At 69.5% G+C, this 20,692-nt stretch carries 16 protein-coding genes; 4 read left to right on the top strand and 12 right to left on the bottom strand.

Going from position 1 to position 20,692, the window contains the following annotated elements; genetic code table 11:
• Positions 1-26: 26 nt before the first annotated feature.
• Positions 27-1,337 (top strand): GGDEF domain-containing protein, encoded by a 1,311-nt coding sequence (locus ACS5PM_RS26240; protein WP_439390787.1) that lies wholly within the window; start codon positions 27-29, stop codon positions 1,335-1,337.
• A gap of 37 nt (positions 1,338-1,374) precedes the next feature.
• Here ACS5PM_RS26240 and ACS5PM_RS26235 read toward each other — a convergent pair whose 3' ends face one another.
• The 6 genes from ACS5PM_RS26235 to urtA all read right to left on the bottom strand — a co-directional run bounded on the left by ACS5PM_RS26235 (position 1,375) and on the right by urtA (position 7,832).
• Positions 1,375-2,025, bottom strand: coding sequence for a PEP-CTERM sorting domain-containing protein (locus ACS5PM_RS26235; protein WP_439390786.1), 651 nt, complete (start codon positions 2,023-2,025; stop codon positions 1,375-1,377).
• Positions 2,026-2,093: 68 nt separating this feature from the next.
• Positions 2,094-2,786 (bottom strand): urea ABC transporter ATP-binding subunit UrtE, encoded by a 693-nt coding sequence (urtE, locus tag ACS5PM_RS26230; RefSeq protein WP_439390785.1) that lies wholly within the window; start codon positions 2,784-2,786, stop codon positions 2,094-2,096.
• Complete coding sequence (gene urtD, locus ACS5PM_RS26225; protein ID WP_439390783.1) at positions 2,786-3,667, bottom strand: urea ABC transporter ATP-binding protein UrtD; 882 nt, start codon at positions 3,665-3,667, stop codon at positions 2,786-2,788. The genes urtE and urtD overlap by 1 nt, the downstream gene beginning before the upstream one ends.
• On the bottom strand, positions 3,664-4,785 hold the full coding sequence (gene urtC, locus ACS5PM_RS26220) for an urea ABC transporter permease subunit UrtC (protein ID WP_439390781.1): 1,122 nt from the start codon (positions 4,783-4,785) through the stop codon (positions 3,664-3,666). The genes urtD and urtC overlap by 4 nt, the downstream gene beginning before the upstream one ends.
• A complete protein-coding gene (gene urtB, locus ACS5PM_RS26215; protein ID WP_439390780.1) occupies positions 4,782-6,368 on the bottom strand; it encodes an urea ABC transporter permease subunit UrtB in 1,587 nt (528 codons plus the stop codon). Before urtB ends, urtC begins: the two co-directional genes overlap by 4 nt.
• Before the next feature lie 186 nt (positions 6,369-6,554).
• Complete coding sequence (gene urtA, locus ACS5PM_RS26210; protein ID WP_439390779.1) at positions 6,555-7,832, bottom strand: urea ABC transporter substrate-binding protein; 1,278 nt, start codon at positions 7,830-7,832, stop codon at positions 6,555-6,557.
• Between the two features lie 163 nt (positions 7,833-7,995).
• Between urtA and ACS5PM_RS26205 the strand changes: the two genes are divergently transcribed.
• Positions 7,996-8,325 carry a hypothetical protein gene (locus ACS5PM_RS26205; RefSeq protein WP_439390778.1) on the top strand — a complete coding sequence of 110 codons (330 nt, stop codon included), beginning with the start codon at positions 7,996-7,998 and terminating at the stop codon, positions 8,323-8,325.
• Between the two features lie 15 nt (positions 8,326-8,340).
• On the opposite strand, the gene ACS5PM_RS26200 is transcribed toward ACS5PM_RS26205, so the two are convergent.
• Complete coding sequence (locus ACS5PM_RS26200) at positions 8,341-8,544, bottom strand: hypothetical protein (protein WP_439390777.1); 204 nt, start codon at positions 8,542-8,544, stop codon at positions 8,341-8,343.
• Positions 8,545-8,720: 176 nt separating this feature from the next.
• Between ACS5PM_RS26200 and ACS5PM_RS26195 the strand changes: the two genes are divergently transcribed.
• The gene (locus tag ACS5PM_RS26195) at positions 8,721-10,313 is read left to right on the top strand and encodes an ABC transporter substrate-binding protein (protein ID WP_439390776.1); all 1,593 of its coding nucleotides are present in this window, start codon (positions 8,721-8,723) and stop codon (positions 10,311-10,313) included.
• A 7-nt stretch (positions 10,314-10,320) separates the two neighbouring features.
• Here ACS5PM_RS26195 and ACS5PM_RS26190 read toward each other — a convergent pair whose 3' ends face one another.
• The 4 genes from ACS5PM_RS26190 to ACS5PM_RS26175 form a co-directional block, all read right to left on the bottom strand.
• Positions 10,321-11,283, bottom strand: a complete 963-nt coding sequence (locus ACS5PM_RS26190) for a response regulator (RefSeq protein WP_439390775.1) — start codon at positions 11,281-11,283, stop codon at positions 10,321-10,323.
• Positions 11,264-14,713 carry a hybrid sensor histidine kinase/response regulator gene (locus ACS5PM_RS26185; protein WP_439390774.1) on the bottom strand — a complete coding sequence of 1,150 codons (3,450 nt, stop codon included), beginning with the start codon at positions 14,711-14,713 and terminating at the stop codon, positions 11,264-11,266. Before ACS5PM_RS26185 ends, ACS5PM_RS26190 begins: the two co-directional genes overlap by 20 nt.
• A gap of 152 nt (positions 14,714-14,865) precedes the next feature.
• Entirely contained in the window at positions 14,866-17,505 is a 2,640-nt protein-coding gene (locus ACS5PM_RS26180; RefSeq protein WP_439390773.1) for a diguanylate cyclase domain-containing protein, read from the bottom strand.
• A 66-nt stretch (positions 17,506-17,571) separates the two neighbouring features.
• Positions 17,572-18,516, bottom strand: a complete 945-nt coding sequence (locus ACS5PM_RS26175) for a recombination-associated protein RdgC (protein WP_439390772.1) — start codon at positions 18,514-18,516, stop codon at positions 17,572-17,574.
• 255 nt (positions 18,517-18,771) lie between these two features.
• On the opposite strand from ACS5PM_RS26175, the gene ACS5PM_RS26170 reads away from it, so the two are divergent.
• The gene (locus tag ACS5PM_RS26170) at positions 18,772-19,371 is read left to right on the top strand and encodes a hypothetical protein (protein WP_439390771.1); all 600 of its coding nucleotides are present in this window, start codon (positions 18,772-18,774) and stop codon (positions 19,369-19,371) included.
• Here the strand turns inward: ACS5PM_RS26170 and fahA are convergent, their stop codons facing one another.
• A complete protein-coding gene (fahA, locus tag ACS5PM_RS26165) occupies positions 19,372-20,661 on the bottom strand; it encodes a fumarylacetoacetase (RefSeq protein WP_439390770.1) in 1,290 nt (429 codons plus the stop codon).
• Positions 20,662-20,692: the final 31 nt, after the last annotated feature.

The raw sequence follows: 20,692 nt of genomic DNA, 5'->3' as shown, positions 1-20,692 counted from the left end.
GGGCGCCGAACACTGAACGATCGATCATGGCAAGCGCCTTCTTGCCCGCCCCCGTGCTCCTGCTGCTGCTCGCCGACTCGCCCAACACCAACCTGCCCGCCTGGCTGGCCGCACGCTGTGACCACACGTGGTCCCTGGCGGCGGTCGCCGCAGGCACCGACGAGCTCCCGGCCCTCGTGCGGGGGCGCTGCGCAGAGCCGGGAGCGCTGCTCCTGGTCGACGTGAACGACACCGCCGCGGCTGAAGACGCGCTCGCGCGGCTGGACATGGCCGTCTGGTGCGGCCGCTGGATCGCCCTGTTGCCACCCGGCAGCCGCGACCACGAGCGCTGGTGGGCCCTAGGGGCCGCCGACGCCGTGGCGCGCGACGACGCCGCGGGCCTGGAAAGGGCCCTGCACCGCGCACTCGTCCAAGCGGATGCTCCAGCAGCCGCAGCAGCGCGCCTGCAGTCCCTGCAGTCCAGCCTGCACGCGATGCAGGCCAGCCTCGACAACATCCCCGCGCCCATCTTCGCCAAGGACGCCCAGGGGCTGTACACCGGCTGCAACCAGGCGTTCATCGACTACCTCGGTCTGGCGCGCGAGCAGATCGTCGGCAAGACGGTGCACGACGTCGCGCCGCCGCGGCTGGCCGAGGTGTACGAGCAGGCCGACCGCCGGCTGCTGGCCAGCGGCGGGAGGCAGGTCTACGAGGCGCAGGTGCGTTGGGCCGATGGCAGCCTGCGCGACGTGATCTTCCACAAGGCGGTGTTCCGCGACGAGCGTGGCCAGGTGGCCGGGCAGGCGGGCGCCATCTTCGACATCACCGACCGCAAGCGCCTGGAGCATGGCCTGCGCGAGCTGGCCCAGACCGACCCGCTGACCGGCCTGCTCAACCGCCGCTGTTTCATCGAGCGCGCCACCGCCGCGCTGGAAGAGGCGCGCTTGAGCAACGCACCGGTGGCCGTGCTGCTGTTCGACATCGACCACTTCAAGCAGGTCAACGACCACCATGGCCACGCGGCCGGCGACGCGATGCTCTGCCACCTGGCGCGCCTGGGCCGGCAGCAACTGCGAGGCGACGACCTCATGGCCCGCATCGGCGGCGACGAGTTCGCCATCCTGCTCACCGGCGTGGCGGATGCGCGTGCGGTCGCCACGCGGCTACCCGCCCGCGTGGCCGCCGCCCCCCTTGCCTTCGAAGGCCGCGAGCTTCGTTGCGCCATCAGCCTGGGCGCCGCCGTGGTGCTCGCCGACGACCACGACATCGACTCGGCCCTGCGCCAGGCCGACGCCGCGCTCTACGCCGCCAAACGCCAGGGTCGCGCGCAGGCGGTGGTGTTCGATTCGGCCGGTTGAATGCAGGACGGCCGGAGTCACCGCGCCCGCCGCCTGATCAGGGCTTGGTGCTGAGAACGAGCGACAGCGCGTCTGCGTAGCCGTCGTTGTAGCTGCCCTCCGCGCGCGTCATGACCACCGCCACCCGGGCCGTTCGGGCGCCCGCCGGCACGTCGCCGACCGCGCCGCGCTTGAACAGGCCGGTCTGGTTGGAGCGATCGGCCGCTGTCACCGTCTGCAGGGCCAGCGTGCCCAGCTGCGCGCCATTCGCGTCGAGGTAGGTCACGCTCACGTCGGCATGGTCCCCCTGGCTGCCGTAGCCGCCCAGATAGCCCTTGAGCGTGGCTTGCAACAGGCCCGCGTCGATCTGCGCCGACAAGGATTTCAGGTTCAGCGTCCGCGACATCGACGACAGCGCATTGCCGGGTCCGCCAGCGAAGAAGTTCAGGCCGCGCTTGGCCGGGCCCGGGCTGTCCTGGGAAGGGAAATCGGGCGCCCCGTAGAGCACGACCGTGAAGTTGCCTTCGGTCGTCCACTTCGGCACCGGCAGGACATCGCTGCCGTCGGCAGATCCCTCGCCCTTCTCGGCGCCGCCGTTTCGCAGCAGGTTGGTGTCGAGGGTCACCCCGCCGGCCATCGCGGCCGCGCCGAGCATCAGGCCGCCGGCCAGGACGGCCACGGCGCGAATCGTCCGTCTTGCGCTGTTCATCTCGTACTTCCAGATCGAAACGAGCAAGCAGCGTAGCGGGCTGCCGGACACGCAGCCATCCCTAGCGGTCAGATCGACATCATCGAGCGCACGCCGTGGGCCTCCATCTCATGGCCGCGGCCGCGCGCGACGACCTCGCCGCGCTCCATCACGAGGTACTGGTCGGCCAGGCCGGCGGCGAAGTCGTAGTACTGCTCGACCAGCACGATGGCCATGGTCTTGCGGTCGGCCAGCATGCGGATGACGCGGCCGATGTCCTTGATGATGCTGGGCTGGATGCCCTCGGTGGGCTCGTCGAGGATCAGCAGCTTGGGGCCGGTGGCCAGCGCGCGGGCGATGGCGAGTTGCTGCTGCTGGCCGCCGGAGAGGTCGCCGCCGCGCCGGGCGAGCATCTGCTTGAGCACCGGGAAGAGCTCGAAGAGTTCGGGCGGGATCGGCGTGCCGCCCGGCTGTGTGGCCAGGCCCATGCGCAGGTTGTCCTCCACCGTCAGCCGGCCGAAGACCTCGCGGCCCTGCGGCACGTAGCCGATGCCCAGGCGTGCGCGCTCGTACGGGGTGGCGCGCGTGATGTCGGCGCCATCGAGCTTGATGCTGCCGCTCTTGACCGGCACCACGCCCATCAGGCTCTTGAGCAGCGTGGTCTTGCCCACGCCGTTGCGCCCGAGCACGACCGTGACCTCGCCGAGCTTCGCTTCGAAGCCCACGCCTCGCAGGATGTGCGAGCCACCGTAGAACTGGTTGAGTGAATCGACGACGAGCATCAGCGCCCCAAATAGACTTCCACCACCTGCTCGTTGGCCTGCACCTCGGCCAGCGGGCCTTCGGCCAGCACACGGCCTTCGTGCAGCACGGTCACCTTCTTCCAGCCCTCGGTGAGCTGCTCGACGAAGGCCATGTCGTGCTCGACCACGACGAGCGAGTGCTGCCCTTCGAGCGAGAGGAAAAGCTCGGCCGTGCGCTCGGTCTCTTCGTCGGTCATGCCGGCCACGGGCTCGTCCAGCAGCAGCAGCTTCGGATCCTGCATCAGCAGCATGCCGATCTCCAGCCACTGCTTCTGGCCGTGGCTCAGCAGCCCGGCGGTGCGGTGCGCTTCAGGCAAGAGGTGGATGAGCGTCATCACCTCGGCGATGCGGTCGAACTCCGCGCCACCGAGCCGCGAGAACAGGCTCGCGCGCACGCGGCGGTCGGCCGCCAGCGCGAGCTCGAGGTTCTCGAACACGGTGAGCTGCTCGTAGACCGTGGGCTTCTGGAACTTGCGGCCGATGCCTATCTGCGCGATCTCGTTCTCGCGCAGGCGCAGCAGGTCGATGTTGGCGCCGAAGCTGGCGCTGCCGGTGTCGGGCCGGGTCTTGCCGGTGATGACGTCCATCATCGTGGTCTTGCCCGCGCCGTTGGGGCCGATGATGCAGCGCAGCTCGCCGACGTTGATGGCCAGGCTGAGCGCATTGAGTGCCTTGAAGCCGTCGAAGCTGACGGTGATGTCGTCCAGGTACAGGGCCACGCCGTGGGCGAAGTCAGGCTCGTGGCGCGTCACCAGCCGCCCATAGCCTGCGCTGCGCCCGCCGGAGGCCCCCGCGGCCTGCTCCTTCTCGCGCCAGCGCTGCAGCGCCTCGGCGCCGGCTGCCTGCAGGTCCGGCGTCATGCGTCACCCCTCTTGCGGCGCTTCCAGGCGGAAGCGAGACCCACCAGGCCGTTCGGCAGGAACAGCGTCACCGCGATGAACAGGGCGCCGAGGAAGTACAGCCAGAACTCCGGCACGATCTGGGTGAACCAGCTCTTGGCGCCGTTGACGAAGAAGGCGCCCACGATGGGGCCGATGAGCGTCGCGCGGCCGCCGACCGCCGCCCAGACGGCCATCTCGATCGACGCGGCCGGGCTCATCTCGCCCGGGTTGATGATGCCCACCTGCGGCACGTACAACGCACCGGCCACGCCGCACATCACCGCCGAGAGCGTCCAGATCGCGAGCTTGTAGGCCAGCGGGTCGTAGCCCGAGAACATGACCCGCGTCTCGGCATCACGGATGGCCTGCAGCACGCGGCCGAACTTGCTGGCGACGATGGCGCGCGCCATCAGGAAGAAGCCGATCAGCACGCAGCCGGTGGTGACGAACAGCACCATGCGGGTCGACGCCGTGGCGATCGGGATGCCGGCGATGCGCTTGAAGTCGGTGAAGCCGTTGTTGCCGCCGAAGCCGGTCTCGTTGCGGAAGAACAGGAGCATCGCGGCGAAGGTCATCGCCTGCGTGATGATCGAGAAGTACACGCCCTTGATGCGCGAGCGGAATGCGAAGAAGCCGAACACGAAGGCGAGCAGCGCGGGCACGACCACCACCATGGCGAGCTGGAAAGCTAAGCTGGCCGAACCGGCCCAGTGCCAGGGCAGCGTCTTCCAGTCGAGAAAGACCATGAAATCCGGCAGGTCGCTCGCGTAGTTGCCGTCGCGGCCGATCTGGCGCATGAGGTACATGCCCATCGCATAGCCGCCGAGCGCGAAGAACAGGCCGTGGCCCAGGGACAGGATGCCCGTGTAGCCCCAGATCAAGTCCATCGCCAGTGCGCAGATGGCGTAGCACATGATCTTGCCGACCAGGCCCACGGCGTAGTCGCTGAAGTGCAGCGCGCTGCCGGCGGGCGCCGCGAGATTGGCCAGCGGCACCAGCACGGCAACGACCAGCAAGGCGATGGCGACGGCCGCCCAGCCCGCGGGCGAAAGCAGCCGCGTGACGGGCCGGTTCAATGTCGAGGTGTCGTCTTTCATGCTTCGGCACTCCGGCCCTTCATCGCGAACAAGCCCTGCGGCCGCTTCTGGATGAACACGACGATGAAGACCAGCACCATGATCTTGGCCAGCACGGCGCCGGCCAGGCCTTCGAGCAGCTTGTTCAGCACGCCCAGGCCCAGCGCCGCCAGCACGGTGCCGGCCAGCTGGCCCACGCCGCCCAGCACCACGACCATGAAGGAGTCGACGATGTAGCCCTGGCCCAGGTCGGGCCCGACGTTGCCGACCTGGCTGAGCGCGCAGCCCGCCAGGCCCGCGATGCCGGCCCCGAGCGAGAAGGCGTAGGTGTCGATGCGCGCCGTGTTGACGCCCATGCAGGCGGCCATGCGGCGGTTCTGGGTGACGCCGCGGACGAACAGGCCGAGGCGGGTCTTCGCGATCAGCAGCGCCACGCCGCCGAGCACCAGGAAGGCGAAGGCCACGATCGCGATGCGGTTGAAGGGCAGCGTCAGGTTGCTGGCCGCCGCCACGCCGCCCGAGAGCCACGCCGGGTTCTCGACCGGCACGTTCTGGGCGCCGAACAGCGAGCGCACCGACTGCATCAGCACCAGGCTGATGCCCCAGGTGGCCAGCAGCGTCTCCAGCGGGCGGCCGTAGAGCCAGCGGATCACCCCGCGCTCCATCACCGCGCCGACCAGCGCCGAGGCGAGGAAGGATGCCGGCACTGCGGCCCAGAGGTAGTAGTCGAAGGCTCCGGGCGCGTAAGCCCTGAACAGGTTCTGCACCACGTAGGTGGCGTAGGCGCCGATCATCATCAGCTCGCCATGGGCCATGTTGATCACGCCCATCAGCCCGTAGGTGATGGCCAGGCCCAGCGCCACGAGCAGCAGGATGGAGCCCAGGCTCACCCCGGTGAAGACCACGCCCAGCCGCTCGCCCCAGGCCAGGCGACTGGAGACGCGGTCGAGCGACTGGATCAGCGCGCCGCGCACGGCATCGTCCGGCTCGGCGCCAGGTGCCAGGCGTTCGGCCAGCAGCGCCTTGACGGCCGACTCGCCGCTGTCGCCCAGCTCGCGTGCCGCATCCAGGCGCTTGGCCGGATCGCTGGAGCTGACCAGCAGGCCGGCGCGCATCAGGCCGAGCTTGGCTTTCAGCGCAGCGTCGCTCTCGGCCGCCAGCGCCTTCTCGATCAGCGGCAGCTGCGCTTCTTCGAGCGATTGCCTGCCGAGCTCGGCGATGGCTGCAGCGCGCACCTCGCGCTCGGGCGCCAGCAGGCGCAGGGAGGCGAACGCCGCCTGCAGCGCGCCGCGCATTCGGTTGTTGTTGACGACGTCTTCCGCGTCGCCTGGCAAGGCGGCCGGCGCGCCCGTGGCCGCGTCCACCGCCTTGTCACCCTCCACGACCAGCACGTTCGCCGGCGTGACTTTCACGGCATCGTCGAGCAGGGCCTGGACGAACTTCGCCAGGCCGGGGTCGCCCGCCGCCGCTGCCGCGTTCAGCGCGGCGATGCGGTCGTCGGTGTCACCCGAGGCGATGGCCCGCGCCTGCGGCGCCGTCAGCGCCTGGGCGGACATCGCGGCCCAGGCCAGGCACAGGCCGATGAGAACTCGCAAGCAAGACATTCAAAAGACAAACATTGGGCAACTCCGGGCTTCGACTGCGCTCCTGCCAGCCAGGGGATTCGCGCGAAGCCGCTGCAAAAGCCCCCCGGACGTGAACAGGCCAGTGGACTGCTCGCGCCCGGCGAGGGGCCGGCCGATGGCCCGGCGCGGCCTGCAAGGCGCCCCCTGGCAGGGGGCGTGGGGGCCTTACTTCTTTTCCGGGACGTTCTTCTTGCCCTTGTTTTCCGGGATGTAGTCGCTCCACGGGTCGGCCTGCACCGGGCCCGGGGTCTTCCACACCACGTTGAACTGGCCGTCGGCCTTGACCTCGCCGATGAACACCGGCTTCCACAGGTGGTGGTTCTCCTTGTCCATCGTGCTGGTGAAGCCGCCCGGGGCCTTGAAGGTCTGGCCGGCCATCGCGGCGATCACCTTGTCGGTGTCGGTCGACTTGGCCTTGGTCACCGCCTGCGCCCACATGTTGATGCCGATGTAGGTGGCCTCCATCGGGTCGTTGGTCAGCGGCTTGTCCTTGTGGCCCGGGATGTTGTGGGCCTTGGCGTAGTCGCTCCACTTCTTCACGAACTCGGTGTTGGCCGGGCTCTTGATCGACATGAAGTAGTTCCACGCCGCGAGGTGGCCGACCAGCGGCTTGGCGTCCACGCCGCGCAGCTCTTCCTCACCGACCGAGAAGGCCACCACCGGCACGTCCGTCGCCTTCAGGCCCTGGTTGCCCAGCTCCTTGTAGAAGGGCACGTTGGAGTCGCCGTTGATGGTGGAGACGACGGCCGTCTTCTTGCCTTCGCCCGCGAACTTCTTGATCTTGGCGATGATGGACTGGTAGTCGGAGTGCCCGAACGGGGTGTACTCCTCCATGATGTCGGCGTCGGTCACGCCCTTGCTGTGCAGGAAGGCGCGCAGGATCTTGTTCGTCGTGCGCGGGTAGACGTAGTCGGTGCCCAGCAGCACGAAGCGCTTGGCGCCGCCGCCGTCCTTGCTCATCAGGTATTCCACCGCGGGAATGGCCTGCTGGTTGGGCGCGGCACCGGTGTAGAAGACGTTCTTGCTCAGCTCCTCGCCCTCGTACTGCACGGGGTAGAACAGCAGCGAGTTGGTCTCCTCGAACACCGGCAGCACCGACTTGCGGCTGACCGAGGTCCAGCAGCCGAAGACCACGGCCACCTTGTCCTGGGTGATGAGCTGCTTGGCCTTCTCGGCGAACAGCGGCCAGTTCGAGGCGGGGTCCACGACCACCGGCTCCAGCTTCTTGCCGAGCAGGCCACCCTTGGCGTTGATCTCGTCGATGGCCATCAGCACGGTGTCCTTGAGCACCGTCTCCGAGATGGCCATGGTGCCCGACAGGCTGTGCAGCACGCCCACCTTGATGGTGTCGGCAGCCTGGGCCCAGCCGGGCAGGCCGAGGGCGGCGACGCCCAGCGCGAGCGCGCTGAACGACTGGGTGAAGGTGCGGCGGGTCGGACGCATGTGGGCGGACTCCTCGAGAGCGTGTGGATGGAACGCCCTCAGGTTAGGCAAGGCCGCCTTGGCGAGAAATACGCCGGATGGCGTACAGACCCCGTGCCCCGTCGCTCGCCCCTACCACACTCCGGCTTCCAAGGGCAATCCGGCCGTCACCGACAATCCGGGCATGAAAGACACCGATCTGCTCGCCGTCCACGATCAACAACCCTTGGCCGCCCGCTGGTTCAGCCTGGCCAGCTACTGCCTGGAGAGTGGCTGCAACATCGTCACCTACAACGCCGAGACCTTCAGGGCGGAGGTGGGCGATGCGCAATCCGCCGGCCTGCTGGCGGGCTTCTTCGAGGCCACCGTGCAGGAAGACGGCCGCGCCACCTGGACCTGGGCCTGGTCGGACGAAGAGTCGCCCGCCCGCTCGGATCTCAAGGAAGAGGCAGGCCTGAGCGAATCCTGGACGCGGGTGCTTTCGGACTGGCGTCAACGCGCGCTGCAGGCTTGAGGCCGATGGCGGGCCTCAGCGCCCGCCCAGGTCTGCCGACCTCCCCCGCTCGCGCAGCATCGCGCCGGTGTCGGTGCTGGACTGGACCAGCGCATCCTGGCCCAGGCTGCGGAACCAGGCCGCCCAGCGCTCCACATGGTCCTTGCTGGGGTGCCACGGACCGGCCCACAGGTTGGCCGGCTCTCGCACCCGCTGCCCGAACACCACTCGCCACAACACGACCGACGCCCCCCCTCTTCGTGCCTGAACGATAGCCCAGGGCCTGGCCTTCGCCGGCCGATGGACCGTGCCAACTTCACGCAAGAAAAGGGCCATCGCTCGTGTTCATCGAGCACCGCCGCGAATTGACAGCCCGGGGGCGACATCTATGATCGCCCGCACACCAGGAGGCAGCCATGCGCATCGGAGCCTGTGTTCGCGCGATCGCCCTGAGCATGCTGGCCCTGGCCGCGTCGGCACCCCGGGCCGCCGACCGCGTGCTGCGCTGGTCCACCGCCGGCGATGTGCTGACCCTGGACTTCCACGCCGCCACGGACTCCTTCTCGCAGAACTTCGCCGCGCTCATCTACGAGCAGCTGGTGCGACGCGGCAAGGACACGAACTTCGAGCCGGCGCTGGCCGAATCCTGGGAGGTGCGCGATCCCCTGCACTGGCGCTTCCACCTGCGCAAGGGCGTGAAATTCCAGGACGGCACGCCCCTCACCGCCGACGACGTCGTCTTCTCGGTGCTGCGTTCGCAGCATGCCAATGCCTCCAACCGCGCGCTCACCACGCGCCTGGGCAAGCCGCGCAAGCTCGATCAGTGGACGGTCGAGTTCGAGCTGCAGACGCCCAACCCGGTGCTGCTGGAGCACCTGCTGCCCGCTGCCATCATGAGCAAGGCCTGGTCCGAGGCCCACGGCGCCACGCGGCCGCAGTCGAATGCCGACAGCGAAGAGACCTACGCCGTGCGGCACGCCATGGGCACGGGGCCGTACATGCTCAAGTCCTACGAGCCCGGCGTGCGCACCGTGCTGGTCCGCAACCCCGCCTACTGGGGCAGCTTCGACGGCAAGGTCGACCAGGTCGTCTACCTGCCGATCAACAGCGGCCCGACGCGCATCGCGGCGCTGCTGTCGGGCGAGCTGGACATCGTGCAGGACCCGCCGCCGCAGGACATCGACCGGCTGCGCGGCGAGAAGGGCATCCAGGTCGTCGAAGGCCTGGAGTGGCGCGTGCTGCACCTGGGCTTCGACCAGCACCGCGACGAGTTGCTCTACTCCAGCGTCAAGGGCAGGAACCCGTTCAAGGACCGTCGGGTGCGGCTGGCCTTCTACCAGGCGATTGACGTGGACGCCTTGCGAGCCAAGGTGATGCGCGGCTCCGCGGCGCCAGCCGGCTCGATAGGCTACGCGCCGGCGCAGGGCGGGCCCGAGACCGAGGCGCGTTATCCCTTCGATCCGGCGGCTTCGCGCAAGCTGTTGGCCGAGGCCGGCTATCCGCAGGGCTTCGAGGTGCGCCTGGATTGCCCGAACAACCGCTACGTCAACGACGAGAAGCTGTGCGTCGCCATCTCGGCCATGCTGGCGCGCATCGGCATCAAGGCGCCCGTGCATGCCGAGCCGATGGCCTCGTACTCACCCCGGCTGGACAAGCGCGACACGAGCCTCTTCATGGTGGGCATAGGCGGCTCCGGCAACGACCCGCAGACGCCCTTGAGCCTGGTGGCCCATTCGGAGAGCACCACCACCGGCGACGGCCGCTTCAACACCGGCCGCTTCTCCGATCCCGAGATCGACCGGCTGATCGACGCCATGAAGACCGAGATGGACACAGGCAAGCGCATCGCGATGATCCGCTCGGCCTTCCTGAAGCTGCACGAGGGCGCCTACCTCATCCCGCTGCACCGGCAGATGCTGCCCTGGGCGATGCGCCAGGGCGTGCAGGTGGTCCACACGCCTTGGAACGCACTGGACCTGCGCTGGGTGCGGTTGGACGGCGCGAACTGAGGATGGTTCAGCCCCTGGCCCGGCTCATCGCCAGGCTGGCCGCCGCGGTGCGCGTCTCGACCCCCAGCTTGCCGTAGACGCGCTCCAGGTGCTTCTTCACCGTCGCCGGGCTGGCGCCGAGGATGTCGCCGATGTCGCGGTTGGTCTTGCCCTGGATGACCCAGTACAGCACCTCGGCCTCGCGCGTGGTGAGCGTGAAGGCCTGCACCCAGCTGGCGAGCATCGCGGCCTCGGAGGCTTCGCGCAACACGATCAGCCATTGGCCGTCGGACGCGGGGGCGTCCTCCAGCGGATGCATCGCGCAGGTCAGCCGGCCGGCGCCTCGGTGGATGGTGATGGTCTGCGCCTCGGCGCCGGCCCGCTGGCGGATGGCCTGTCGGCTGACCCAGGCCATCAGCTCGGCGGGCGCCAGATGGTCCGGCAGGTCGACGAAGTAGCGACCCAGCAGCTCGCGCGCCAGGGCCGTCTGCCAGATGCGGCGGCCGTCCCGCTCGCGCACCACGAGCGTCGCATGGCCGAAGGCATCGAGCGCCTGGCGGGCCTGGCGCTGGCTGCGGGCGCTGTTCAGGTGGGCGGCGATGCGGGCCAGCACCTCGCGCGGGCGGATCGGCTTGGTCACGTAGTCGGCGCCGCCGGCACCGAAGCCTTCGAGCACGTGCTCGGTCTCGCTCAAGGCCGTCATGAAGATGATCGGCACCGCGGCGGTGGCGGGGTCGGCCTTCAGGCGCCGCGCGACCTCGAAGCCATCCAGCCCCGGCATCATCGCGTCGAGCAGCACGATGTCGGGTGGTGCCTGCGCAGCCAGCTTCAACGCGGCTTCGCCCGAGGTGGCCACCAGCACGGTGTAGCCGGATTCGTCGAGCGCGTCGTGCAGCACGGCCAGGTTGTCGGGCACGTCGTCGACGATGAGCACGACGTCGGTGGCATCGACCAGCGCAAGGGCGGGGGTGTCAGGCGCGGGGCTGTTCATCCAGGACACTCGTTAGGAGTCGGTTCATCGCATCGAGCTGGAATTCGCGGGCCAGTGTTCGCTGCCTCGCGACCCAGCTCGCGCTGGCGGGTTCGGCCGTCGTGATCTCGTCGAGCTGGTCGGTGATGCCGCGCAGGTAGCCCAGCTTGACCATGCCATGCAGGGCCGCCAGGCGCTCGCGCGATGGCCAGACCTCCGGCGCGGGCGCCGCAGGCGGCGGCGTCGCGACGGGTTCGTGCGACAGCCACTGGAGATCGAGGCGGCGGCCCAGCCAGTCGAGCAGCGTGGGCAGGCGCACCGGCTTGACGAGGAAGTCCGCCGGCGGCAGGCCGACGTCGTTGGGCAGGCCCTGGTCGAAGGCGTTGGCGGAGACGATCGCCACCGGCACCCGGGCCAGGTGCTCGACGGCATGGCCGCGCAGGCGGCGGATGGTCTCCCAGCCGTCGATGCCGGGCATCGCGAGGTCGACGAAGATCGCATCGGGCTGCAGCGCTGCTGCGCGCTCCAGGCCCTCCTCGCCGCTGGCCGCCGTCTCGATCACGAAGCCCAGCGGCATCAGCAGGTCGGCCAGCAACTGGCGGTCGGCCTCCTCGTTGTCGATGACGAGGATGGTGCGGCGCGGCCCTTCGTAGCCGTGGCGGGCACCGGGCGCCGTCAGTGCCGCCGGGCCTTCCACGCGCAGCTCGGGCAGGAACAGTCGCAGGGTGAAGGTGCTGCCCTGCCCCGGCCTGCTGGCCACGAGCATCTCGCCGCCCATCAGGTCGGTCAGCATCTTGCTGATGGTCAGTCCCAGGCCGGTGCCGCCGACCGCCGCCCCCCCGGCGGCGCCGCGGGCGAAGGGCTCGAAGACGCGCTCCAGCTCGTCCTCGCTCATGCCGGGGCCCGAGTCGACGATCTCGACGCGGGCGATCTCGCGCCGGTGCGAGATGCGAAAGCGCACGTGGCCCTGCGCGGTGAACTTCACCGCGTTGCCGAGCAGGTTGATCAGGATCTGGCGCAGGCGCTTCTCGTCGGCCCGCACCAGCTCGGGCAGCACTCCTTCGGGCTCGAAGGAGAAAGCGATGCCCTTGGACTGCGCCTGCAGCTCGAACAGGCCGGCGATCTCTTCGACGCATTCGCGAAAGCGCATCGGCTTCTGTTCGAGGCGCAGCTTGCCGGCCTCGATGCGTGCCAGGTCGAGCGTGCCCTCGATGAGGCTCAGCAGGTGGTCGCCACCGCGGCGGATGACGCTCACCGCATGGCGGCGGTGGGTGGGCATCGCCGGGTCGTCCTCGAGCAGCTGCGCATAGCCGAGGATGCTGTTGAGCGGCGTTCGCAGCTCGTGGCTGACGGTGGTGATGTAGCGAGTCTTGGCGCGGTTGGCGGCGTCGGCACGGCGGCGTGCCTGCTGCAGCGCGAGGTCGGTCTGGCGGTGCGAGTCGATCTCTCGCTGCAAGGCCTCCGTCTGGCGCAGGCTCTCTTCCTGCGCGACACGGCGGCTCTGCTGCGCCAGCACCAGCCACCAGGCGACGATGCCGGCCGCCAGCAGCAGGGCCGCATACGCCTTGAGGAAGCCGTAGCGCAGCGCCGGCTCCAGCCAGCGCGCCGCATCGAGCCCGCGCGACTGCAGCGCACGCAGCTCCTGGTGGTAAAGCAGGCCGAACAGCGCCCCGAGCAAGGGCACGATGAAGGCCATCAGCAGCAGGTACTGCCCCAGGCCCGAATCGACCTGCGTCACGAAGCGGCGCGGCAGCAGGCGGTGCATCAGGGCGGACCAGCTCGCCCAGAGCTGGTCGGTGAAACGAGGCACCGGCTTGCAACGGTCGCCGCAACGCGCGTCCAGCGTGCAGCACAGCGAGCAGATCGGGCCGCCGTAGGCCGGGCAGCCGGCCATGTCCTCGCCCTCGTACTCGCGCTCGCACACCACGCAACGCTGGAGTTTCAGGCGCTGATAGCTGCCGTCCTCGACGGGACGTGCAAGGTAGTAGCGCCCCTTCGTCGCCCAGGCGATCAGCGGCGAGGCGACGAGCGCCGTGACCAGCGCGATCATGGCCGAGAAGGCCTGAGCCAGCGGCCCGAAGGCGCCGAGGTGGGCCGCCACCGAAAGCACCGAGGCCAGCGCCATCGCGCCCACGCCGACCGGGTTCACGTCGTAGAGGTAGGCCCGGCGGAACTCGATGCCCGGCGGGCTCAGGCCCAGCGGCTTGTTGATGACGAGATCGGCCACCACCGCGATGATCCAGCTGATGGCGATGTTGGAGAACAGCCCCAGCACGCCGCCCAGCGCCTGGAACACGTCGAGCTCCATCAGCACCAGGGCGATGAGCAGGTTGAACACCATCCAAACCACCCGGCCCGGGTGGCTGTGCGTCAGGCGCGAGAAGAAGTTCGACCAGGCCAGCGAGCCGGCGTAGGCGTTGGTGACGTTGATCTTCAGCTGGGAGATCACGACGAACAAGGCCGTCACCGCCACCGCCCAGCCGTAGTGCGGCATCAGCGGCTCCCAGGCCGCCAGGTACATCTGGTTCGGATCCACCGCGCGGTCCGGCGAGACCATGTGCGTGAGCGCCAGGTAGGCCAGCAGCGCACCGCCCAGCATCTTGGCCACACCCGGCAGCACCCAGCCCGGGCCACCCACCAGCACCGCCACCCACCAGCGCCGGCGGTTGGCCTGCGTGCGCTCGGGCATGAAGCGCAGGTAATCGACCTGCTCGCCCATCTGGGTGATCAGCGCGATCCCCACCGTCAACGCGGCGCCGAAGCCGGCCAGCGTGAAGCCCGGCGTGCCCTGCTCGCCCGCGTGTCCCATCAACTGCGCCGGCAGGCCGGGGTTGAGCCACAGCACGGCCCCGTAAGGCAGCAGCAGCATCGCCAGCCATAGCGGCTGCGTCCACACCTGCAGCCGGCTGATCCAGGTGACGCCGTAGGTGACCAGCGGGATGACCGCCAGCGCGCAGAGCAGGTAGCCCCAGGCGGGCGGGATGTCGAAGGCCAGTTCCAGCGCATAGGCCATCACCGCCGCCTCGAGGGCGAAGAAGATGAAGGTGAAGCTGGCGTAGATGAGCGAAGTGAGCGTCGATCCGAGGTAGCCGAAGCCCGCCCCGCGCGTGAGGAGGTCCATGTCGACGCCGTGCCGGGCGGCGTACACGCTGATCGGCCATCCGGCGGCGAAGACGATCAAGCCCGTGGCCACGATGGCCCAGAAGGCGTTGACGAAGCCGTAGCGCACCAGCAGCGTCGCGCCGACCGCCTCCAGCACCAGGAACGACGCCGCTCCGAAGGCCGTGTTGGCCACGCGCCACTCCGACCATTTGCGGAACGAGCGCGGGGTGAAGCGCAGCGCGTAATCCTCGATCGTCTCGCTCGCCACCCAGGCGTTGTAGTCGCGCCGGATCGTGATGACCTGCTGCGCGCGGGGCGGCGAGGCGGCGGTGGGCGGGAGGGGAGCCATCCCCCAGGCGATTCAAGATCCGCACCCACTTGCAGCAGGCCAGGCGCACCAGGGTGGGACATCCGACCTCGCGGCCGGGCGGTTCGCGCCCGACGCAGCCCCAAGCCAGTGCGGCGCCGCACTGGGCCAGTGCAGCGCAGCGGCTTCAGGGTTCAGCCCAGTGCCGACGCGGCCCGGCCCCGCCCGCCGGCCTTGGCGCGGTAGAGCATCGCGTCGGCATGGGCGACCACGTCTGGCCAGGCTTCGTGCCCCGGCCGCCAGAAGGCCACGCCGACGCTCGCCCCGATGCGCAGCAGCGGCCCGATGCCTACGTCGAAGGGCTGCTGCGCCGCGGCGACCACCTTCTCGGCCACCGGCACGGCATTGGCCTGCTCGCGCAGGCCGTCCAGCACGATCACGAACTCGTCGCCGCCGAGGCGGGCAATGGTGTCGGTGGGACGCACGAGCGTGCGCAGGCGTGACGCGAAGGCCTGCAGTAGCGCGTCGCCGCTCGCGTGGCCGTGGGCATCGTTGACCGGCTTGAATCGGTCCAGATCGATGTAGAGCACGGCGACGAGCTCTGCCGCTTCGCTGTCGTCGCGGGCGCGTGCGGCACGATCGTCCAGCACCTGCTCGAAGCCGGTGCGGTTGAGCAGCCCGGTTAGCGGATCGGTCTGGGCCAGGTCACGCAGGCGGCGCTCCTCGGCGCGCGTGGCCGAGAGGTCGGCCGTGACCGAGACGAAACCCTCCACCTCGCCGGAGGCATCGAGAAGCGGGATGTGCTCGACCTGCACGTGGCGATGCTGGTCGCGATCGGGATGGTCGCGCTCGAAGCGCACGCGTTCGCCGGCCAGCGCGCGGGCAATCCAGGGCTCGCGGATGGCGAACTCCTCGCTGCCCATCACCTCCTGGGCGCCGCGTCCGAGCAGCAGCTCGCGCGGGCGGCCGATCTTGGCCTCGAACGCCTGGTTGACCAGGAGGCAGTGCAACGAGCGGTCGAACACCGCGATCGCCATGGGGACCACCTCCGCCACCGAGCGCAGCACCGCCTCGCTGCGGTGCAGCGCCTGCTGTCCCGCACGCTGAGCCGTGATGTCGCGCAGGATGGCCGAGAAGTACTCGAGCTTGCCGTGGCGATCCCGATGCGCGATCAGCAGGTGGCTGACCAGCAGCTCGCGGTGCTGCGCGTCCCACTGCAGCGTCTCGCCTGCCCAGACGCCCTTTTCGAGCGCTTCGGGAACGATCTCCACCGCGTGCCGGGCCACCGTCTGCGGCGGGTTGAAAGACAGCGCGTTGAGGTGGCCGATCGGCTGTTGCGGCGTGAGTCCCAGCATGCGCCGCGCGGCGAGGTTGGCATACAGCATCTGGCCGTGCGGATCGGTCTGCAGCACGATGTCGGTCGTCGCGTCGAAGATCGCCGTCAGCGTGCGAAGTGCCCGCTCGCCCTCGATGCGTTCGGTCGCGTCGGACACGGTCCCGACGTGGCCCTTCACGACGCGGTTGACGACCACCGGCGCGCTGCGAACCACCACCACGATCGGCCGTCCATCCGCTCGCCTGAGCCGGCGCGTCACGTGCATGCCCACCGGCTCGTTGACGATTCGGCGCCAGTCGGCGCGCGCTGCTTCGCGCTGGTCGGGCGGCAGCAGGTCGATCCAGCCTTGCTCCGCCTCCTCGCGCGAGTTGAAGCCGTGGATGCGCAGATAGGCATCGTTGACGTAGGTGAGCCGGCCGTCGAGCCCGGCACGGAACAGCCCCAGCGGCGACGTGTCGCTGACGGCGGCCATCTCCGCCCGATGCGCCTGCAATTCGCCCATCAGGGCCTCGAACTCGCGGGCCAGCTGGCCGCGCTCGTCACTGGCGCTTGTGTCTATGGTCACCCGTTCGTCGGGCGACATGCGCTGGCGGCGCATGGCCTGCGACAAGGTCTCCAGCGGCTGCATGAGCCATCCGATGCCGGCACTGACCGCCAGCACCGTGCCCACCGCCAGCAGCACCAGCGAGGTCAGCAAGGCGCGGCGCGCACGCAGGAGGGGGCCGTGAGCCTCGCGCGCCGGCAGCACGATTCGCAGCTCCCACGGCACCTTGCGCAGCGTTCGGCGGGTGACGAAGTCGGCCCGGGTGTCCAGGTCATCGAGCATCGTCAGCGTCGGCGCGGGCTTGAGCAGGCGCGACGCGTCAGGCTGCATCACGTAGATCGGCGAGGAGTCGTGGGTGACGATCTCGTAGCGACCGGTCGGGCCGATGCGGGCGCGGCCCATCCGGCCCAGCATGTTGTCGCCCAGCAGGTCCAGCCTGGCCGCCAGGGCGCCGACGAAACGGTGGTCGGCATCGAACAGCGGCACCGTCATGAGCACCGCGGGATGCTGGACGGTGCGCATCATCACCGGCGGCGAGATGGTCGGCACCCCGGTGACCCGCGCCTGGCGGAAGTAGTCCCTGTCCCCGATGCTGACTGGCGTGGCATTGGGCGGATCGTTGGACGCGACCATGCCGTCGGCAGCGATCAGGGCAACGCCGTCGAAAGGCGGTCGCAGCGCCGCCTGCTCGAGAAACCGGGCCCCGGCGGCGGGATGGACGATGTGGGATTCGTCGAGCCGCTTCGATGCCCGCACCAGCAGTGCCAGATGGGTAGCGAGCTTCTCGTCGACGTCGGCCGCCATGGCATCGGCCAGGGCGTCCTGCTGGATGCGCAGCACCTCCGCATGGTCGCTGGCCTGCTGGCGGTACAGGGTCCAGCCGCCCAGCGACACAGCGCCCACGACCACCAGCGTGGTGACCAGCGCGGCCTTGATCTTGAGCGTGAGGTTCATGCGCAGCCCGGCCGGTCAGCATAGCCAGACGCCCGCAGCGGCGCTACCGTGCAGGCGCCCGCGGCCTCAGGCCGGCGCCAGTTCGCCGTCCAGGGCGTTGACGAGGTCAGGAATGAGCTGGCGAAGTTCGCCGGTGGCGATGGCCGCGTCGGCGTCGAAGCCCTCGTCGCCGCCGCGCGAGCTGCCGGCATCGAACAGCCCGTCGTCGACGCTGAGCTTCTTGATCTGCAGGCTGTCGGTCAGGACGAAGGACACCTTGCCCTTCCAGGTCATCGCCAGTCGCGTGGGCAGCTTGCCGCCAGTCTGCACGTGGGCCCGGACCTCTTCGGTGTCCAGCGGATGGCGCGCATAACGCACCACCGACTTCATCTCGTCGGAGGACTTCAGCTCGCATTCGCGGTCGACGCTGAAGCCGGCCGGCGCCTCGCCCTGCGCGAGCCACGCCGTCATCGCTGCGGCAGGCGAAAGCGCGGTCTGCACCAGGCGCAGGGCGAGTCCATCCTGCGATTTGACGAGCATCGTGGCGGCTTCTTCCGCCCGCTTGGCGCTGCCGGCATCGATCATCAGCAGCGCCGCCTTCGGGTCCAGCCAGAGATTGACCGAGGCCTGCTTGGTGAAGGCCAGCGGCAGCAGTGCGAGCACCGCCTCCTCCTTCAGCTCCTTGGCCTGCCGCTTGCCCGGCTTGCGGCCGGTGGCGGCCTCGGCCTGGCGCGCCAGCTCCTCGACGCGGCGCTTGACCACCGCCGAAGGGAGCACCTTCTGCTCGACCATCAGGCGCATCAGCCACTGGCCGCCAACCGATTCGACCAGCGGCGCAGTGCCGGGCTGGCCGTCGGCAGAGGACTCGCGCGGCGGCACCCAGCCGGCAGACAGGGGTTGAGTCGGCGCACACGGCACGAAGCGTGCCTTGTCCAGGCCCGCCTCCACATCGGCCAGCGTCGCCGGCCAGGCTTCTCCGGTGGTGCCGCTGATGCGGTAGACCACCAGGTTCTTGAACATCAACAAGGCCACGCGGCCCCTCCTCGCAGCAAAACGACCGGTCACACGAAAAATCGGGCCATGCCGGCCCGATGGAGGAATTGTCCGTCAATCGGGGATCCACCCCCCTTTTGGCCTCGGGCACGGCGATTGCCGGGAACCTACCCCCTATGTTCAACGTACCAAGGAACGACTGTTGCCTCCATAGTGGGACACACAGTGGACAGTTAGGTAGTTACACTTTCCCCAAAGAACGGGAGGTTCATCATGTTGTACCGAGGACCCTCAATGAAATACCGTGACGTCGTGATCTTCAGCGGCCAGAAGTTCAAGGTGCCGCAGAACATCCAGCGTATCGACCACCTTGCGACCCACGGCTGGCAGCTGCGTTATGGCGGCACCAAGCTGTTCTCCGATCACACCAATGACGGCAGCGGCGCCGAAGCGGCGCTGGAGGCGGCGACCAAGGAACTGATACGCCGCATCGCCAAGCTGCCCGCGCCCTCGCGCCTGCAGCAGCGGCCCAACCACAACAAGACGAGCGACCTGCCGGTCGGCATCTCCGGCCCGATCGTGCGGCAACGCCGTGGCGGCCGGGTGCGGGACTGCAGCCTCGCGGTGCTCCTGCCCCGCTACGGTCAGCCCGCCCGCCGGGTGAACGTCTACATCGGCACCGAGAACACCTACACGCCCGAGCGCTTCGAGCAGGCGCTGGCCAAGGCGGTGGAGCTGCGCGAGAAAGCGGTTGCGGCCTACGAGACCGCGACCACGCGGGCCATGCGGGCCGCGGGGCGCGAACTGAAGGCTGCGATGGCGGAGCCGCCGGCCGCCCCCTCGCGGACATCCGCCAGCGCTCGCGGTTCCGCACGCGCCACGGCCCGCGCCTGATCAGGCCGGGTACGCGGCAGCCGGCAGCACCGTGCCGCGGCATTCGCCGAAGCCGATGCGGCGCGTGCCTGCACGTTCGCAGCTCGCCTTGAGGATAACGGTGTCGCCATCCTCCAGGAAGCTGCGCTGCTCGCCCGTGGACAAGGTGAACGGCTGCTTGCCGCCGGCCGAAAGCTCCAGCAGCGAGCCGCCCTGGTCCGGAGCAGGGCCGGAAAGCGTGCCCGTGCCGAAGAGATCGCCCGGCCTCAGGGCACAGCCGTTGACCGTGTGGTGCGCGACCAGCTGCGCCACCGTCCAGTAGGCGTCGGCGTAGTTCGAGCTCGAGATGCGGTCGCCGGCATGGCCCGCCTCGCGCATGCGCGCCGTCTGCAGCCAGACCTCGAGCTGGATGTCGAACGCCCCCCGTTCACGGTTGGCGGGCGAGTCCAGGTAGGGTAGCGGCGCCGGGTCGCCCTCGGCCCGGTGGAAAGGCCGACGGAATGGCGCGAGCGCCTCCATCGTGACGATCCAGGGCGAGACCGTGCTGGCGAAGTTCTTCGACAGGAAGGGGCCGAGCGGCTGGTACTCCCAGCCCTGGATGTCGCGCGCGCTCCAGTCGTTGAACAGCGTCAGTCCGAAGACTTGATCCTCGGCGCTGGCGATGGGCACCGGTGACCCGGGCGCATTGCCGCTGCCGATGAACACCCCCAGCTCCAGTTCGTAATCCAGCCGCCGGCAAGGCCCGAAGCTCGGCGGGCTGCCCTCGGGCGCGGTGGCGGCTCGCGTCTGGCCCCAGGGGCGCGGGAACGATTGGCCGCTGACGCCTATGGTCGAGGACCGGCCGTGGTAGCCGATGGGCACCCACTTGTAGTTCGGCAGCAGCGGGTTGTCCGGACGGAACTGCCGGCCCACGGTGGTGGCGTGGTGGATGCTGGTGTAGAAGTCGGTGTAGTCGCCGATCTCGCAGGGCACACCCATTTCGACGGCGGCCTGCGGATGCAGCGCCTCCTTCCAGCTCGACTGCAACGGCGAACCGGCACGCAGGCCCTGCGACAGCGCCGAGCGCAGCGCCCGGCGCGCGGCCGGCCCCCGGGCCATCAGCTGGTTCATGTCGGCCGTGTCCACCAGCCCGCAGGTCTGCAGATCCAGCACCTGGTCGCCTATGGCCACGCCCAGGCGCCAACCGGCATCAGGTGCGATGCGGAAGCGGCCGAAGGGCAGGTTCTGCAGCGGGAAATCGGTGAGCGGCTCGTTGGCGGATTCGACCCAGCTCCTGAGGGCCGGGTCCAGGGTGTCGTCCAGATCGCTCATGGATGCGCCCCGGGGCCTTGGGCCGATGCCA

This window comes from Ideonella flava (assembly GCF_051857595.1).
In the GTDB taxonomy this organism is placed as follows: Bacteria; Pseudomonadota; Gammaproteobacteria; order Burkholderiales; family Burkholderiaceae_C; genus Ideonella.
This window is presented reverse-complemented; position numbering and strand designations above follow the sequence as displayed.

Excerpts from the sequence above, each read along its gene's own strand:
- urtE (WP_439390785.1), bottom strand. The coding sequence starts at position 2,786 with ATGCTCGTCGTCGATTCACTCAACCAGTTCTACGGTGGCTCGCACATC.
- urtA (WP_439390779.1), bottom strand. The coding sequence starts at position 7,832 with ATGCGTCCGACCCGCCGCACCTTCACCCAGTCGTTCAGCGCGCTCGCG.
- urtD (WP_439390783.1), bottom strand. The coding sequence starts at position 3,667 with ATGACGCCGGACCTGCAGGCAGCCGGCGCCGAGGCGCTGCAGCGCTGG.
- urtB (WP_439390780.1), bottom strand. The coding sequence starts at position 6,368 with ATGTCTTGCTTGCGAGTTCTCATCGGCCTGTGCCTGGCCTGGGCCGCG.
- fahA (WP_439390770.1), bottom strand. The coding sequence starts at position 20,661 with ATGAGCGATCTGGACGACACCCTGGACCCGGCCCTCAGGAGCTGGGTC.
- ACS5PM_RS26205 (WP_439390778.1), top strand. The coding sequence starts at position 7,996 with ATGAAAGACACCGATCTGCTCGCCGTCCACGATCAACAACCCTTGGCC.
- urtC (WP_439390781.1), bottom strand. The coding sequence starts at position 4,785 with ATGAAAGACGACACCTCGACATTGAACCGGCCCGTCACGCGGCTGCTT.
- ACS5PM_RS26240 (WP_439390787.1), top strand. The coding sequence starts at position 27 with ATGGCAAGCGCCTTCTTGCCCGCCCCCGTGCTCCTGCTGCTGCTCGCC.
- ACS5PM_RS26195 (WP_439390776.1), top strand. The coding sequence starts at position 8,721 with ATGCGCATCGGAGCCTGTGTTCGCGCGATCGCCCTGAGCATGCTGGCC.
- ACS5PM_RS26190 (WP_439390775.1), bottom strand. The coding sequence starts at position 11,283 with ATGAACAGCCCCGCGCCTGACACCCCCGCCCTTGCGCTGGTCGATGCC.
- ACS5PM_RS26185 (WP_439390774.1), bottom strand. The coding sequence starts at position 14,713 with ATGGCTCCCCTCCCGCCCACCGCCGCCTCGCCGCCCCGCGCGCAGCAG.
- ACS5PM_RS26235 (WP_439390786.1), bottom strand. The coding sequence starts at position 2,025 with ATGAACAGCGCAAGACGGACGATTCGCGCCGTGGCCGTCCTGGCCGGC.
- ACS5PM_RS26180 (WP_439390773.1), bottom strand. The coding sequence starts at position 17,505 with ATGAACCTCACGCTCAAGATCAAGGCCGCGCTGGTCACCACGCTGGTG.
- ACS5PM_RS26170 (WP_439390771.1), top strand. The coding sequence starts at position 18,772 with ATGAAATACCGTGACGTCGTGATCTTCAGCGGCCAGAAGTTCAAGGTG.